The 15,759-nt window shown below is 39.8% G+C and carries 14 protein-coding genes and 1 pseudogene; 13 read left to right on the top strand and 2 right to left on the bottom strand.

Annotated features, from left to right (window positions below; genetic code table 11):
* Nucleotides 1-238: 238 nt before the first annotated feature.
* Genes DXA15_RS16185 through DXA15_RS16190 form a run of 3 tightly spaced genes read left to right on the top strand, consistent with a single transcriptional unit; the run spans nt 239 to nt 1,223 of the window.
* Complete coding sequence (locus DXA15_RS16185) at nt 239-586, top strand: hypothetical protein (RefSeq protein ID WP_128134697.1); 348 nt, start codon at nt 239-241, stop codon at nt 584-586.
* Nucleotides 565-705, top strand: a complete 141-nt coding sequence (locus DXA15_RS26740) for a hypothetical protein (protein WP_233567354.1) — start codon at nt 565-567, stop codon at nt 703-705. The genes DXA15_RS16185 and DXA15_RS26740 overlap by 22 nt, the downstream gene beginning before the upstream one ends.
* Nucleotides 699-1,223 carry an ATP-binding cassette domain-containing protein gene (locus tag DXA15_RS16190; RefSeq protein WP_233567355.1) on the top strand — a complete coding sequence of 175 codons (525 nt, stop codon included), beginning with the start codon at nt 699-701 and terminating at the stop codon, nt 1,221-1,223. The genes DXA15_RS26740 and DXA15_RS16190 overlap by 7 nt, the downstream gene beginning before the upstream one ends.
* A 285-nt stretch (nt 1,224-1,508) precedes the next feature.
* Here the strand turns inward: DXA15_RS16190 and DXA15_RS16195 are convergent, their stop codons facing one another.
* Complete coding sequence (locus DXA15_RS16195; RefSeq protein ID WP_128134698.1) at nt 1,509-2,645, bottom strand: acyltransferase; 1,137 nt, start codon at nt 2,643-2,645, stop codon at nt 1,509-1,511.
* A gap of 197 nt (nt 2,646-2,842) precedes the next feature.
* The gene (locus DXA15_RS16200) at nt 2,843-3,967 is read right to left on the bottom strand and encodes a helix-turn-helix domain-containing protein (RefSeq protein WP_128134699.1); all 1,125 of its coding nucleotides are present in this window, start codon (nt 3,965-3,967) and stop codon (nt 2,843-2,845) included.
* 205 nt (nt 3,968-4,172) lie between these two features.
* On the opposite strand from DXA15_RS16200, the gene DXA15_RS16205 reads away from it, so the two are divergent.
* The 10 genes and pseudogenes from DXA15_RS16205 (at nt 4,173) to DXA15_RS16240 (ending at nt 15,692) form a co-directional block, all read left to right on the top strand.
* Nucleotides 4,173-5,132, top strand: a complete 960-nt coding sequence (locus tag DXA15_RS16205) for a fimbrillin family protein (protein ID WP_128134700.1) — start codon at nt 4,173-4,175, stop codon at nt 5,130-5,132.
* A 302-nt stretch (nt 5,133-5,434) separates the two neighbouring features.
* A complete protein-coding gene (locus DXA15_RS16210; protein ID WP_186957940.1) occupies nt 5,435-5,995 on the top strand; it encodes an RNA polymerase sigma-70 factor in 561 nt (186 codons plus the stop codon).
* An 85-nt stretch (nt 5,996-6,080) separates the two neighbouring features.
* Nucleotides 6,081-7,031, top strand: a complete 951-nt coding sequence (locus tag DXA15_RS16215) for a FecR family protein (RefSeq protein ID WP_128134701.1) — start codon at nt 6,081-6,083, stop codon at nt 7,029-7,031.
* A gap of 219 nt (nt 7,032-7,250) precedes the next feature.
* Nucleotides 7,251-10,610: a TonB-dependent receptor gene (locus tag DXA15_RS16220; RefSeq protein WP_128134702.1), complete on the top strand. Its 3,360-nt coding sequence runs from the start codon at nt 7,251-7,253 to the stop codon at nt 10,608-10,610.
* 14 nt (nt 10,611-10,624) lie between these two features.
* The gene (locus DXA15_RS16225; RefSeq protein WP_128134703.1) at nt 10,625-12,241 is read left to right on the top strand and encodes a RagB/SusD family nutrient uptake outer membrane protein; all 1,617 of its coding nucleotides are present in this window, start codon (nt 10,625-10,627) and stop codon (nt 12,239-12,241) included.
* A 14-nt stretch (nt 12,242-12,255) separates the two neighbouring features.
* Nucleotides 12,256-12,624, top strand: a complete 369-nt coding sequence (locus tag DXA15_RS16230; protein ID WP_128134704.1) for a hypothetical protein — start codon at nt 12,256-12,258, stop codon at nt 12,622-12,624.
* Nucleotides 12,625-12,685: 61 nt separating this feature from the next.
* Nucleotides 12,686-13,234 carry a LamG domain-containing protein gene (locus tag DXA15_RS26745; RefSeq protein WP_233567356.1) on the top strand — a complete coding sequence of 183 codons (549 nt, stop codon included), beginning with the start codon at nt 12,686-12,688 and terminating at the stop codon, nt 13,232-13,234.
* A gap of 17 nt (nt 13,235-13,251) precedes the next feature.
* Nucleotides 13,252-14,661, top strand: a pseudogene (locus DXA15_RS16235) (BNR-repeat neuraminidase N-terminal domain-containing protein); the annotation flags it as partial.
* A gap of 34 nt (nt 14,662-14,695) precedes the next feature.
* On the top strand, nt 14,696-14,803 hold the full coding sequence (locus DXA15_RS28055; RefSeq protein WP_368077585.1) for a hypothetical protein: 108 nt from the start codon (nt 14,696-14,698) through the stop codon (nt 14,801-14,803).
* A gap of 310 nt (nt 14,804-15,113) precedes the next feature.
* Nucleotides 15,114-15,692, top strand: coding sequence for an RNA polymerase sigma-70 factor (locus DXA15_RS16240; RefSeq protein ID WP_128134705.1), 579 nt, complete (start codon nt 15,114-15,116; stop codon nt 15,690-15,692).
* The last annotated feature ends 67 nt before the right edge of the window (nt 15,693-15,759 follow it).

Below are 15,759 nucleotides of genomic sequence, written 5' to 3' on the forward strand. Positions count from 1 at the left end.
TGTAGACAGCGACCTGTTACACGAGGATCTGTCACTTCTGAAAAATAATTAGAGGTATTCATTTTGCAATGATAAACTTTTTAGAGGAATTTTGGTGCGGTCGCCCTGGTTATAAGCCAACAAAGGGGGGTGAATAAAATCATCCCCTTTTAAACTTTATTAAAAAGAATCCCACCTCTATTCCCCCGGATTTGAATATCTTAGCAGAAAATCAGTTATTCTCCTAAAACAATCGATTATGGATAGCCTGCAAAGATGGAAAACACAATACCGGTTTTACCGGACATTCTTTCTCAGTACATTAAAATTCAGTGTCCTGATCGGTTTTCTGTTTGCCTCTTTTAGCGCACTTCGATTCTATGTTAGCATGATCGACTCTATCAGACTATGGCTACAACTCATCCCTACGGTCGGACTGGGATTTGACTATATCTACAAGGAACTGACACGCAAAGAAGAATATTTTTTCTATTATAATCAGGGAATCGGCAAGTATCAACTCTGGATCGTTACGTTTATCGTCATGTTCATCTGCTGTAATCTACTGAATCAAATCATCGAGCAATGTACACAGGCCTTGAAATAGACAGCATACTTAAATCGTTCGGCGAACGGACCATACTGGCAGACGTTTACCTGAAATGTTGCCGGGGAGATATTATTGCCCTTTTCGGACGAAACGGGACAGGCAAATCAACTTGCTGAATATCATCTTCGGTACCTTGAAAGCCGACCGGAAGTTTATCCGCATCGACGGAAAAGTCATAAAAGGGCCGGCTTTCCGCTCCGGACTGCTTGCCTATCTGCCACAACACCCCTCCTTTCCCTCACATCTGAAAGTATCACAGATAGCAGAACTTTGTATCGCTCCGGAAGACAGGAAACGCTTTTTCGCAGACAAAATATTATTCCGTATCCGGACCTCCCGTATCTGTGAAATATCAACCGGGGAACAACGTTACCTGGAAATCAAAACCACCCTTTTCAGTCCGGCCCCTTATATCCTGCTGGACGAACCTTTCAGCGGTGTCTCGCCCGTTGTTGCCGAACAGATACGCAAACTGATGACCGAAAGCGCCCAAAACCACGGAATCATCCTGACAGACCACAATTTCAGGGAAGTACACAAAATAGCAAACCGAATCACCCTGCTCGATGATTGTTACCTGAAAGAGATAAAAAATAGAGAAGAGTTAATACCTTACGGCTATTATCAGCCATAAAAAAAGGGACACCCTTCCGGATATCCCCAACACTGAAAAACTTCATTTTATTCTATTCCATACTTTTGCATCGCATATCTACCCAAAACTTCCAGGTAGCTGAGACACTTTCTAGCTAACTTTTTCATAGCGCAATACTAATTATTTAAAACGATCTCTTTGCCTAAACATATTCTATAAATATGTTTTACAACACAAAAGTAGTGGTTATATAGATACGATATACTCCCCGGACCGGCTTTTAACATCATTTGCACAAAAGACCGGTCTGGCCATTGAAACGCCTTACCCGATAATGTATTTGGAGTAAGGCAGTTTGCTCAATAAATAGACAAACAGCCAGGTTACCGCCAGCGTAAAGACAGCCGATACCGGAACGATTGCCGGAATAGGAATACCCAGCCAAAGCGTCAGTAAATAAGAAGGCCCTACAAAGAAATAATGTACGCAATAAACGCCGAACCCCAGTTTCGTCAGATTAGCCAACGCCTTACAAATCAAAGGAGAAGTAATACGGACCTTCTGCATCAGAAGGAATATGGCCGCCGTCATCAGCATCGCATTCGGAGAGCAATAAGTAAAGAACAGTTCCATCCCTTCCTCACTCACATTCGGGTCCGACGTCATATATCTGAACCCAATGAAAGTGGCCAGATAACCAATCAGGAACAAAGGAACAACGACAGCCAGTGTTTTACCGACCGACCAGTTATTTCCTTTCCCTAAATAATGCCCGAGCAATAAATACCCGTTAAAACCGGCAAAATAATAGAATAGGCCGTAAGCATTCCACGAACAGGTCCCGAAAAGATACTTAGAAACAAACTCCATCAGATAAGGAATAAACAACGAAACAACCCAGATAGACAGGAACCAGCGTTTCCCCTTTTCAGACGCTTTCTCCACCCAGGCTGAGAAAACAGGCATATAAAGATACAACCCGATTAAAGCATAAATATACCACATCGGCGTAGCGTAAACAGTAAAAGTGAGCGGTATCATGGCAATATCCTTCAACCCGTCGGCCAAAGAAGCAGAAGGCTCCGGCGCCCAGGGAAAGAAATCGGTCACCAGTTCGGGACTTCCTCCCACCCATTGGATAAACCACGGGGCCAGATTAAACAGCACCGACCAGACCAGGAAAGGAAAGAACACGCGCGGAATACGTTTCTTATAAAAGACAGAAGCCTCCTGCTTCACCGGAAGCAACAGGAAACCTGTCATCATCACAAAAAGAGGCACACAAGCCCTCAGCATAGACCCGTAGGCCGACCCCCAGAAATTAATTTCAGGATTGGCACGCGACTCCGGAGAGGCATTAAAAGGGTCTGTACAATGGCAGGCAATCACCATCAGGATAGCAACGAAGCGAAGTGCGTCCATCCAAACGATATGCGGACGGGCAGTAGTAGTGTTATTCATGGTAAGCGTATTTATCTAACAGGATGTAAAAGTAGAAAATAGTTCCTACACTACAACATATTTATTTCATATATTATGACAACAAAATATCATATATTATGATACAACATTTTCATAATATATGCGACTATAATATCATAATATATGATACTTATCTCAGAATACTATCTGATAATACCGATAATACAGTCAGCTTGCTATCCTCTCTTATACTCGGAAGGAACAATCCCTGTCTGCTTAATGAAAGAGCGGCGGAACGTACTGATGGAATGAAACCCCGAGCGTTCGGCAATCTCCTGGATGCTGGCAAGCGGCTCGGCATCCATCAGGCGCTTGCTCTCTTCCACCCGGAATTGATTCACATAATCCGAAAAAGACATTCCCAGCTCCTTATTGAATAATTGCGACAGATAAGAACGGCTGATAGGGAATACCCGTTGTAAATCCGTCAGCCGAAGGTCATCCCGCAGATAAGGTTTTTCTTTCTCAAACCAGGTATTAACCTCTTCGGCATAACGTTTGAAAAGAAACCCCTGCTGTTCGTCGTCATCTTCTTCCTCATCGTTTTCATCCACCGGAGAATTCCATCCATCCTTAAACGTACGGTCAAGCTGGATATTCTTGAGAAACAAAGTCTTATAAAAGAAGTAAAACCAAACGACAAGCAACACCGCCTTATCAACCACATAGAGGAGCGGAGCATCCGTAAGCAGCAATATCAGGTAAAGGACATACAGCATCGACAGGATAACCATGGTCCTTTTCAGCCAAATCAAATCATAATTCTCCGGGTCAGATACATTCTCGCTAAGATAATCCGTATATTCTTTCCCGTATTTCATAACCAGATAAACCGGCAAAGCCATATAAAAAACAGTCAGTGCAAAAACAAGTAAACGAAGAAATACGTCCAGATTGAAAAACGCAAAAACATCTTTCATCGAATAATAAACATGTATCTCTCCACCCGATAAACGATACGTTAAATAAGAAAAACCTCCTATCAGAACAGGAGAAAGAAAAATCGAAAAACGTTTAAAAGTAAGGTATCCGGGACGCAGTTTTTCTATCACATAAGCGGCCAGGCAGGCAACCACAAAACAACTGGCAATAAGTACGTCGGGATGGAACGCTTCTTTTGCTTCATGCAGATAAAAATTAACTATATTCCGGATTACAGCCATCAAAGCCCACATAATCATGCTCCAGCCTAAAATATGTCGTGCTCTGTTACCGAACGACCTCAGCAACATCATAATCCCGCCCAATATACATAGGCCAATTATTTGCATACTCAATAAAAACTGTATTTTTTCCAACATACTTTACTACCCCGTTTTAGTATAAACAATTTGATTCCTCAATTAGTTGATTTGCACTCTATTTAGACAATTTGACGCCCCTGGATTATTTGCACCATGCGCTTTTATACCATTTCATCGTGATTTTATACCGTATGATCCCTCTCTTCCCTCAAACTGCCGGATATTTGCAATATGAAATTTGATACAAAAATAGCATAAAAGTATGAGAAATTTATTACTATTAATTACACTGATTTCGGGTTTGGCTGGTTGTTCACACGAGAGCAATTTCTCAGCCATTGAGAGTATTAGCGCGAAAGAAAAGCCATTAAAAATTATTACACGTATTTTAACTACTAAATCGGCGAATTTCGTGCAGGAATTTAAAGAAGGTTCGGAAATAGGGCTGCTGATTACACGCGAAAGCGACGGCGGACTTTATGACGAGGATAGTGATTATATAAATGTAAAAGCAGAAGCAAATTTAATTAGTAATAAAATCTCCTGGCGGCAAACGCCGGAAGTCACACTTAATTTTGACCCGGCCACCGTGTATGCCTATTATCCATATCAGCCGCAGATGAAGCTCGGAACAGCAAGCATTCCTGTGAAGCTGTCGCCCGATGCCACTCAAACCCGCGACTATATGTATGGCACACACGCTCTCGGCCAAAAAATAGTAAACAGCATCTCCCCGGTGGTCTTGCTGAATATGGAACATGCGCTGTCGCTCATTTCTTTCCAGGTGAATCTGCCGGAAGGAGAAAATGAAAGCTATCAGCTAAGTGCCATACAGATAGGAAATAAAGCCGGAGGAAGCGCCCTGATATGCAAAGGCATGATGGACATCAGAAACGGACGAATCACTAAAATAGCCGGTTGCAGCACCTCGACCCGTCTGAATCTGCCGGAACCGGTTACATTAGGTAAGGAATATTGCAAAACCCAACAGATCAGGGTGATTCCGACAACGACACCCATAGCGGAAGGAGACATCGAAGCTCTCTTCACAATCAACGGGAATTCATATAAGTACAAGATGCCTGCACAGACGATGTGGGAAAAAGGACATAAATACCTCTACAAATTAACTCTCAGCGGAGAGGCTCTTACATTGAAAGAGGTATCCGTTACCGACTGGATACAGGGTAACGGTGAAGATGCTACAAGCAGCATTATGTAAGTTTTATTTTAACGAACTAACTCGTGAGAGTTACGTATACATTTAATTAATACTAAAATAGTAGTAATGAAGCCGGCCCCGAATACCGCGTCCTGCACTCAACAGGACACATATTCCCTCTCAACTTATCGCCGACAACACTCTTTTATTTGACTATAAACCTTACCGGGGCCGGTTTCATTATGCTACTATTTTCTTTTCATCAAAAATTCAATACGTATTATTTCATCAAATAGAGTTATATTTTCCATATTTTCCCTACTTTTGTTTTCCAACGACTATTGTGAATACAACGGAAATAGATGATCGGGACTGAAATACATAACTTCAACACTTTATACACTAAATTCTACAGAAAATCCTTTCTGTTCACTAAATCCTATGTACATGACGAATGTATCGCCGAAGATATTGTATCGGACGTCCTGATTAAATTATGGGAAATATTGAAGGAAAAGGAGATAGAACATATTGAAGCCTTGCTATTGACGACATTAAAAAACAAATCGCTCGACCACCTGAAACACGAAGCTGTCAAAACAGAAGCACTTCACACCTTGACGGATATGAAACAAAGGGAGCTGGATATCCGCATCTCTACGTTGGAAGCATGTAATCCCGAAGACATATTCTCTACCGAAGTGCAGCAGATTATCACAGCAACTTTAGCTCTTCTGCCAGAACAAACCCGGCGTGTCTTTGAAATGAGCCGCTTCGAAAACAAAACAAATAAAGAAATAGCCGAAGAACTCCAACTTACAGTTAAAGGCGTTGAGTATCATATTACAAAGGCATTAAAACCTTTGCGTGAAAATCTGAAAGATTACCTGCCGCTCTTCTATTTCTACTTTTTTTTCCAATAATTTTTCACATTCCACTAGGGTTATCACTCAATGAATCGTTTTAATAATAACGGGGCATGAAACACATCCCCACAAAAGTAAAGGAATGAACCAGGAATTATTAAATAAATATATCGCAGGTGATGCAACTCCGGAAGAAAAAGAAGAGGTTGCCCGCTGGTTGGATGCCGACAAGAAAAACATGAAAGAGTTTCTTGCCCTGCGTAAACTATATGATATATCCATTTGGCAACAGGAGCAAACTCCTGTTGCCAAGGATAACTTATCCTTGGCACGGAAACGATGGACGCTGCAATCAATCACCATTGAACTGACCAAAGTAGCAGCCATATTCATCCTTTCACTGATGATCGCATACTCATTCCTTATAAACAAAGACGAAACAGAGGCAGCCAGTATGCAAACCATTTTTGTTCCACCCGGACAACGCGCGGAACTAACATTAACCGATGGAACAAAGGTCTGGTTAAATGCAAAAACAACTTTTACATTTCCCAACAAATTCACAGCCAACAGTCGTAATGTGACCTTGGATGGTGAAGGTTATTTTAATGTCACAAAAGATGCTGAAAAACCTTTTATCGTAAAGACTAAAAAATATAATATAAAAGTATTGGGAACCGAATTTAATGTGACAGCTTATTCCGGTTCTCCGGTTTTCGAGACCTCTCTGTTAAAAGGCGCCGTAGAGGTTATCTCGCCTGCCACCAACGATAGAACGTACTTAAAACCCAATACTCACATTTATGAAAAAGACGGCGTATTAAAAAAAGGTATTATAGAGCACCATTCTTATTTCTTATGGAAAGAAGGTCTAATCTGTTTCTTTGACGAACCGGTAGGAAAAATGATAGAAAAGCTTGAATTATATTATGATATAAAAATTGATGTACAGAACAAAGAATTACTCAAAAACAAATATTCTGGAAAATTTCGGACAAAAGATGGCGTAGAACATGTACTAAAGGTTCTTCAGCTTAATAATAATTTTAGCTACATAAAAAACAATGATCTGAATCTAATCACCATTAAATAATTAATCACAAAAACAGTTAGCCTATGATGTAAATGAAATGAACTAACAAAAAAACCGGCAAGTGCTCCAACACCTACCGGTTCAAAGTAAGTCAATACCCGACTTCTTTCCCTAAATATCAAAGTATTAACTAACACAATTTACAAAAGTATGAAAAATATTTTGTACGGGGATTCTTTTATCCCATTTAAACCACATTATAAACATATATTTCGAATTATGAAATTGACTTTCATTTCTCTCTTTATATTCGTATCGGGAGTCTTTGCAATAGAAGCTACCTCTCAAACAATGAGGGTATCCATCGTTGCAAAAAACATCTCGACACAGGAACTCATGCAAGAGATTGAAAAGCAGACAGACTATCTGTTCGTCTATAATAAAAATGAGGTAAATCTAAACCGTAAAGTAACGGTTAATGCAACCAATAAAACAGTTGCAGAAGTTCTGAAAAAAGTCTTTGAACAGACTGATGTTGTATATGCTATGGAGGGAAGCAATATTATGCTGATGAAAAATCAGACTCCTTCCGTACAAATAACCCAACAACAGGTAACTACAATCAACGGTACTGTTCTGGATGAAGCCGGGGAAGCCATTATCGGAGCAAATGTGTCTGTCCAGGGTACTACTATCGGAACTATTACAGATATAGACGGTAAATTTACACTGGAAGTCCCGGCCAATGCGACTATTCAAATTTCCTATATAGGTTATCTCACACAATTCATTCCCGTAGGAAATAAAAAATCTTTCAATATAAAATTAAAAGAAGATACTCAAACGATCGAAGAGGTTGTAGTGGTTGGTTACGGAGTTCAAAAGAAACAGACAGTTACCGCATCTGCTTCTACTGTAAAAGTCAGCAATTTGGAATCTTTGCCATCTACCAATTTAACATCTTCGTTGGGAGGACGTGTCAGCGGTCTTTTGATACAACAGTCCAGCGGTGAAGCCGGTTATGAGAATCCTAAAATCATTATTCGCGGCTCCAGTTCACCAACATCGACAGACCCGTTAATTGTAGTAGACGGTATCGTCGGCCGTGATATGAGTCAGCTGGATCCAAGTGAAATTGAAAACATGACAGTGCTGAAAGATGCTTCAGCCGTTGCACCTTACGGGGCACGCGGGGCCAACGGTGTAATCCTTATCACTACTAAACGAGGTAAAAGCGGTAAAGCAACCATTAGCTATAACTTCAAAGGTGGTTTCGGAGAACCTACCCGTTTACCGGAAATAGCCAGCTCTTATGATCACGCCCGCTATATGAACGAGGCATGGCGCAACAAAGAACTGGATATGGGCAACGATCCAGGATTATACGGTAAATATTCCGAAGAAGAATTACAAAAATTCAAAGACGGCTCAGACCCTTACGGATATCCTAATACCAACTGGTTGAAAGAGGTGTTGCTACCAAGAGCCTGGCAACAACAACATAGCCTGACAGCCAGCGGAGGCAGCGATAATATTAAATATTTTGTCGGTTTCGGTTATGTCGATCAAAGTGCTTTGTATGGAGATACCCGCACAAATACTCCTTCCGCAGACTTCAAACGGTATAATGTACGTACCAATATTGATGCAACTCTTATCGACAAATACCTGACTTTATCTGCCGATATTGCATACCGCCAGGAAGACAGAAACACAATCTCCGAATCGACGGATTTCATCTTCCATAACATGTACCGTAATCCGCAGACTGATCCGGGACGTTTTCCTGACGGCAAACTGGGAAAAGTTTCTTTGGGTTATAATCCGATCGGCCTGGTAACAGACGGAGGCTGGAAACAAGACAGAAAAAGTATTTTAAATACCCGTTTCGTTTTAGATCTGAATGTACCCGGCGTCGAGGGTTTGAATGTAAAAGGAATTTTCTCGTTCGATAAAGCGTATGCAAAGAACAAAGAATGGTTAACTCCCGTAAACTTCTACATCTGGAATAAGATCCTGGGAGAATATGATAGCAGCACCCCTAACCGGGAAGGTTCTGATTTAAAAGAATCTTTTGACAGTGAACAATCATATACTTTTGAAGCACAAGCCAGTTATAACAAACGTATAAACAATGATCATCAACTGGGAGCCTTATTTGTTTTCACTGCTTCCGAAGGAAACGAAAATGATTTCTGGGCAGCCCGTTACAAATATCAGTTCTCTTCCATCAATCAATTATTCGCCGGTCCTGACAAAGACAAAAACAATGGAGGTAAAGCATCTGAAAATGGTAAGATAGGAACCGTATTCCGTTTGACTTATAACTACAAAGAAAAATATATGTTAGAAGCAAACGGTCGTATAGATGGTTCTGAAAAGTTTCCTAAATCCAGAAGATTCGGTTTCTTCCCTTCCGTATCCGCTGCCTGGAGAATCTCAGCAGAACCGTTTATGGAACCATACACCGGTGTTATTAACAATCTAAAATTAAGAACTTCCTGGGGTAAAGCCGGAACAGATGAAATAGACCGTTTCCAATATATGTCAGCTTACGGCGTAGGCACTAATGCCGTCTTTGGTGGTTCGAGTCCTGAAATAGGGATCGGATATACAGAAACCCGTTTCCCGAATCCTGATATTACCTGGGAAACTTCCGAAATGTTCAATATAGGTGTAGATGCCTCTTTCTTCGACAGCAAATTAACGTTGGAAGCCGATTATTTCTACAAAGTTACCCGTGATATTTTAAGAGAAAGAACTGATATGCCGGGAATTCTGGGATATAAGTTACCCGCAGCTAACGTCGGAACAGTAGATAATCGTGGTGTGGATCTCAATATCTCACATAAAAATAATCTGGGAGACTTCAGTTACTCTATTACCGGAAATCTTACCTGGGCACGGAATAAAGTAATTGATTTATTGGAGCCGGCAGGACAAAAAAATAACCCGAGAATAAGAGAAACAGGACGTCCTATGGACCAATTATACGGATACGAAGCACTGGGGTTGTTCCAGTCTGACGAAGAAGCTGATAACTGGCCTCAACCTCAGTTCGGAACAGCTAAAGCCGGAGACATTAAATACAAAGACCAGAACGGAGACGGTAAAATCGACGGAGAAGATAAAGTCGCTATCGGTAAAAGCAAATTTCCCGAACTCATATTCGGATTAAATATGGGATGCGAATATAAAGGATTCGATTTGCAATTGTTCTTCCAGGGAGCCGGTATGACAGACTTTTATTATGGCGGTTATCTGGCACAGCCTTATAGAGAAGGTTTGGGAGGTACATTATTCGAACATCATATCGGAAACTCATGGACTCCGGAAAACAGGGATGCCGAATTCCCCCGCCTGTATTATGGAAATAATGCCAACAATGCAGAAACTTCTTCTTTTTGGGTAAGGAACGGTTCATATTTGCGTCTGAAAAATATAGAATTGGGATACAATTTTAAAACCACGCTCTTGAAACGCGTTCCTTTATTCCAGGGTCTGCGTTTGTACATAAGTGCTCAGAATTTATTTACATGTTCAGCTATCAAATATTTCGATCCTGAATCACGAGACTCTGCAGGACGTGCTTATCCACAAATGAAAAATTATACGCTGGGAGTTAACGTAACATTTTAATTAATATGAAGAGTATGAAAAATATAAAATCACCTTTATTGATATTGATGGCACTGCTATCTTTTTCCTGTAGCGATGTACTAAATAAGGAACCATTGGATGAACTGGGAGACGATGCATTCTGGAGTGATCCTGTACTGATCCAGTATTATGTAAATGATGTCTATGCAGAACTTCTGATCGATTCATATATGCTGAATGAATCGAGATCCGATAACTCAGTAACAGCGAATAAAGAGAAAAACAAGCTTTCAGAATTACGGTTCAATTATAATATCGAAACACCGACTTCGACAAACGATAATATATGGAACGATCACTACGAATATATCCGTAAATGCAATCGGTTCCTTGAAAAAATAGATAATGCTCCCGTTGAAGAAAGTACCAGACTTTTACAGAAAGGACAAATTCATTTTCTGAGAGCCATGTTCTATTTCGATTTGGTAAAACGCTATGGAGGCGTTGTTTTATTAGACAAGGTATTGACAATGAACGACAACTGGAATATTCCCCGTAGTAGTGAAGAGGAATGCTATAATTTCATCTTGCAGGATCTGAATAAAGCTATCGAACTCCTGCCTGCTTCCTGGGATGGAAAAGATAAGGGACGGGCAACAAAAGGCGCTGCCTGGGCTTTAAAATCAAGAGTGGAACTATATACAAAGCAATATGATGCTGTGATAAAGAGTTGTGAGGAAGTTTATAAACTAGGCTACGAATTGGTTGATGGCAAAACGCCGGAAAGTTACCGTTCTATCTGGTGGAGTACTAACAAGGATAATAAAGAAATCATTTTTGACAAACAGTATAAAAGTCCTGATGTCTATAATAATATAATGATCTATCATATGGTCACTTATATCAATAATCCATACGGTGACCGCGGATGGGGAGGTATGGGACCGACACAGGAACTGGTCGATGAATTCGAATTAAAAGATGGTGGTCAAGCTCCTACATTCAGCGATAAATCCAATATGGGTACATTCGATATAAACAGCACAAAGATCTATGAAAACAGAGAGCCTCGTTTTTATGCCAATCTGGTTTATCACGGAGCACAGATATTCCTGAAAGGTGATAAAGGTCCTGTCACAGTCGACCGCTATCTAATGGATACACCAGATAAAGCAGACGGTTCCCCATCTGGTTACAACGTATGGAAATGGATTGACTATGATAACTATAATTATCCGTATGCAGGTGCTTCTGGCCAAGATCACAGTACTAACTGGATTTATATCCGGTATGCAGAAATATTCCTGAATGATGCAGAAGCACGTTTGGAAACAAATGACATTCAAGGAGCACTAAAAGCTGTCAACGTTATTCGTGCACGTGTAGGACTACCGGATATAACAGAAACAAATCAAGCCAAGTTACGCGAATTGATCAGAAAAGAACGTCGTCTTGAACTGGCTTTTGAAGATCATCGTTTCTGGGACGTACGCCGCTGGAGAATTGGAGACAAGACCCAGAAAAAACTTCATGGATTACGTTTCACTTCTCCTACCGAATTCAGGGTAGATGAAATTGACAGTCGTGTCTGGGATGACCGTTTATACCTGAACCCAATCCCGCATGACGAGATTCTGAGAACTAATATTCAACAAAATCCAGGTTTCTAATAAAAATTTAAAGTATGAACACGATTAAGTATTTATTCATAATATTGATTACTGCTTTTTGCTTTTCATGTGAAAAAGTAGATATTGAGGATGTTCCTGAATTCGACAACACTACTATTATCTCATTCAAAGCATACGACACAAATAAAGCGAATATAACGGTTGGTGATCCGGTTATCGATGCAACAGCCGGAACGGTTAAAGTCACGATAAAAGAAGGGACTAGTTTATCCAACATTTTCACAAGCTGTGGTTTATCATCAGGTGCGAATATCACTCCTGCACTGGGAAAATACGAAGATTGGTCTGCCAGGACAAGAACCTTTACCGTAACTTCTGCCAGCGGTAAACGTTCACAGCAGTGGACTATAATTCTACAATAAATAATCAGGAACCCGATAAATAGAACAATATTTATCGGGTTCTACATAAAACTCATACGGCATGACTACAAATAAAATTATTATAACTTACCTTTTCATTCTGTCCTTCCTTCAACTTCACGGAGAAATTAAGAAATTAAACAATAATATAATAACACCTCAAACAACAAATCTGGCCCTTTGTCTGGACGGAAATGACAACAATGTTCGTACAGGAATGGGAATTATTGAAAATAATTGGACACTCGAAGCCTGGATCAAAGGTGACGATACGCAATGGAAAGAACTGGAAGTTATCATTGGCGGTGGTGAATACAGTGAGTTAAATACAGCAGACAACCTGCCTCTTGTTGTTAAAAACGGAAAACTGCATAGTACTAAAGCGAATCTGACTGCCTCGACCCGTCTTGATGACAAATGGCATCATGTCGCTTTAAGTTGTGATGGAAAAACAACCTCATTATTTCTGGACGGTCAAATAATAGACAAAAAGGATACTGTTCTAGCCATATTACCTGGTGCAATCGGTGTAACAGATGTTGATTTTACTTTTGGTGGTATGATAGATGAAGTCCGTGTGTGGAATACCGGAATACCGGACTGCCAGTAAACGTACTACAAGCATGGATGAACCGTCCGATAGAAGCAGAACATCCTTTCTTTAAAAACCTGAAAGGTTATTATAACTTTGATGATCTGGAAGATGAAATATCTATAAACTGGGTAGGGAAAGGGCATCAGGCATATCATATTCGCAACGGACGTAACAAATATAAAGGGACATTACCTTTAGCATATGGTGTAATAAATGACAATCCTTCATTTAGATCATATACCGGCAAACAAAAACTATTCAATGCAGTTTGTATCAATAGTGAATGGGACGCAGATCAGGGAACAAAAGATGATCAGATAGTAAAACTCAGACTCGCAGTTCAAGGAGATAAAAAAGCAATGAGTTTGACAAAACTCAATCTAGACCTCTCTAAAACGACATCACTGTCTGATATAGAATATGTGCACATATATTATACCGGCCAAAAAGCCCGCTCCGATGTTAAAATCGAACTATTTGGAACAGGTATAACTCCATCTGCTCAAATGGAACTCACAGCCTCACCGGAAACAGCCATTAAACTGGCACCCGGCATAAATTATTTCCTGGTAACTTTCGATATAAAAGATCAGGCTACAATTGGAAATACATTAAATGCAACCATCACATCCTTCCAGTTAGACCAGACAAATTATATTCCGGAATATGGAAAAGATGAAGTTCTCAAAACCGTTACAACCAACAGTTTAAAGAATCCCAATATGGTAAAAATAGTACAATGGAATATCTGGAATGGCGGAGTACATCTGGGTAATCAAGGACAACTACGTATCCTTGATTTAATCCGCGCTACACATGCAGATGTTATTATGATGCAGGAAGCATACGGCATACAGAAAATGATTGCGGATAGTTTAGGTTTCAATATGCAGACCCATTCCCTTACTGATAATCTGGCATTATATACCCGGTTTCCAATAGATTCCATCCCATTCAGAGAACCTTTCAAATCCAATCCTGCTAAAATTACCCTCGCGAACGGCAAAAGGATGTTGTTGGTTGACTGTTGGTTACGTTACGCCTACCGACCGGAATACACCAGCGGATATGCAAATACCGGTTTAGATCCAAACATTTGGACAGCAGAAGATTCTATTCTAGCTCTACCCGACATTCGTAATATTGTTACACAAGATGTTATCCCTAATCTGGATACACCTGATATGCCGGTTGTAATCAGTGGGGATTTCAATTCATGTAGTCATCAAGATTGGACAGAAAGAGCAAGACCTTTGCATTGGGGATATGGTCCGGTTTCTTTTCCTGTATCACGATATATGGTAGAAAAAGGATTCCGCGACAGTTTCCGGGAAATGAATCCGGATGAGGTTGCCTACCAGGGAGGAACCATTTCAGCTGTTTATGGCCAAATGCAAATGTCCCGAATAGATTTTATCTACTATAAAGGAAAAGTAAAAGCTATTTCTTCAAAAATTATCCGTTCCGCACCAGAGATTGATTATGTTTGGGCTTCCGATCACGCTGCTGTTGTCACTGTTTTCAAAGTTTTATAGACGATCAGAAAAATCGGTTTCCGTTGTTTATGATCCAAATCAATTATGATAATAATTATTCCCGGCTTATATTCTTAAAGATATGAGCGGGATCTTTCGTCAAATTGTATTCACTATGAAAAAGAGGAAATAAGAATAAAGTAAATAATAACCTTAGTTCTAGAAGAACTATATCCATCTATTCCTTTTAACTGTCTGATACGATGATATATATAGTTTTTCCTATTTGTTCTATCCTCTGAACGTTTTTATTTTAGGAAAGATGATTTGTTCCACATGATTAGGTACTTATCTCATAAATAACTTATATTTGCATTTAGATAAATACAATAGTTCTTCTAGAACAAAGTTATTAACCTATGAAAATAAAGGCATTCCCCGAGCAAGAAAAGAGAATCAGATTTGAAGACGTCTATCTCTCATATTTCTCAAAGATGAAGTATTTTGCAAAAGAATACGTTATCTCAGAGGAAGATGCCGAAAATATTGTGCAGGATGTCTTCGTTGAACTTTGGGAAAACAAAGAAATGCTCAATATGCATATGAATCTCATCGCCTATTTGTTCACTACCATAAAAAACAAATGCCTGAATCATCTGCGTCACAAATTAGTCGTACAAGAAACAGCCAATAAACTACAGGAAGAATACACCATCTCCCTACGAATGAATTTAGATTCATTAGAAGTCTTCGATAATAATCTTTTTTCGGATCATGACATCGAAAAAATCATTAGCCGTGCATTAGATGCCCTTCCCGAAAAATGCAGAGCTATATTCATCATGAGCAAAATTGAAGGAAAAAAACATAATGAGATTGCTCAGGAACTGAATATTTCTATTAATACCGTTGGCAGTCAAATAGGTATCGCCTATAAAAAACTAAGAACTGAACTCAAAGATTACCTTCCGATACTGTTGTTTCTCCTCTCTTTATAAGAAATCCGAAAAAAATAATCTTTTTGTTTAACGATTTTCTCCTGTATAAGTGTCTACTATATACAAG

Source organism: Parabacteroides sp. AM58-2XD (assembly GCF_003463685.1).
GTDB classification, from domain to species: Bacteria; Bacteroidota; Bacteroidia; order Bacteroidales; family Tannerellaceae; genus Parabacteroides; species Parabacteroides segnis.

Bases quoted from the DNA above. Each gene is read 5' to 3' on its own strand.
- DXA15_RS16230 (WP_128134704.1), top strand. From the start codon at position 12,256: ATGAACACGATTAAGTATTTATTCATAATATTGATTACTGCTTTTTGC.
- DXA15_RS26740 (WP_233567354.1), top strand. From the start codon at position 565: ATGTACACAGGCCTTGAAATAGACAGCATACTTAAATCGTTCGGCGAA.
- DXA15_RS16220 (WP_128134702.1), top strand. From the start codon at position 7,251: ATGAAATTGACTTTCATTTCTCTCTTTATATTCGTATCGGGAGTCTTT.
- DXA15_RS26745 (WP_233567356.1), top strand. From the start codon at position 12,686: ATGACTACAAATAAAATTATTATAACTTACCTTTTCATTCTGTCCTTC.
- DXA15_RS16205 (WP_128134700.1), top strand. From the start codon at position 4,173: ATGAGAAATTTATTACTATTAATTACACTGATTTCGGGTTTGGCTGGT.
- DXA15_RS16240 (WP_128134705.1), top strand. From the start codon at position 15,114: ATGAAAATAAAGGCATTCCCCGAGCAAGAAAAGAGAATCAGATTTGAA.
- DXA15_RS16195 (WP_128134698.1), bottom strand. From the start codon at position 2,645: ATGAATAACACTACTACTGCCCGTCCGCATATCGTTTGGATGGACGCA.
- DXA15_RS16185 (WP_128134697.1), top strand. From the start codon at position 239: ATGGATAGCCTGCAAAGATGGAAAACACAATACCGGTTTTACCGGACA.
- DXA15_RS16210 (WP_186957940.1), top strand. From the start codon at position 5,435: ATGATCGGGACTGAAATACATAACTTCAACACTTTATACACTAAATTC.
- DXA15_RS16200 (WP_128134699.1), bottom strand. From the start codon at position 3,967: ATGTTGGAAAAAATACAGTTTTTATTGAGTATGCAAATAATTGGCCTA.
- DXA15_RS16225 (WP_128134703.1), top strand. From the start codon at position 10,625: ATGAAAAATATAAAATCACCTTTATTGATATTGATGGCACTGCTATCT.
- DXA15_RS16215 (WP_128134701.1), top strand. From the start codon at position 6,081: ATGAACCAGGAATTATTAAATAAATATATCGCAGGTGATGCAACTCCG.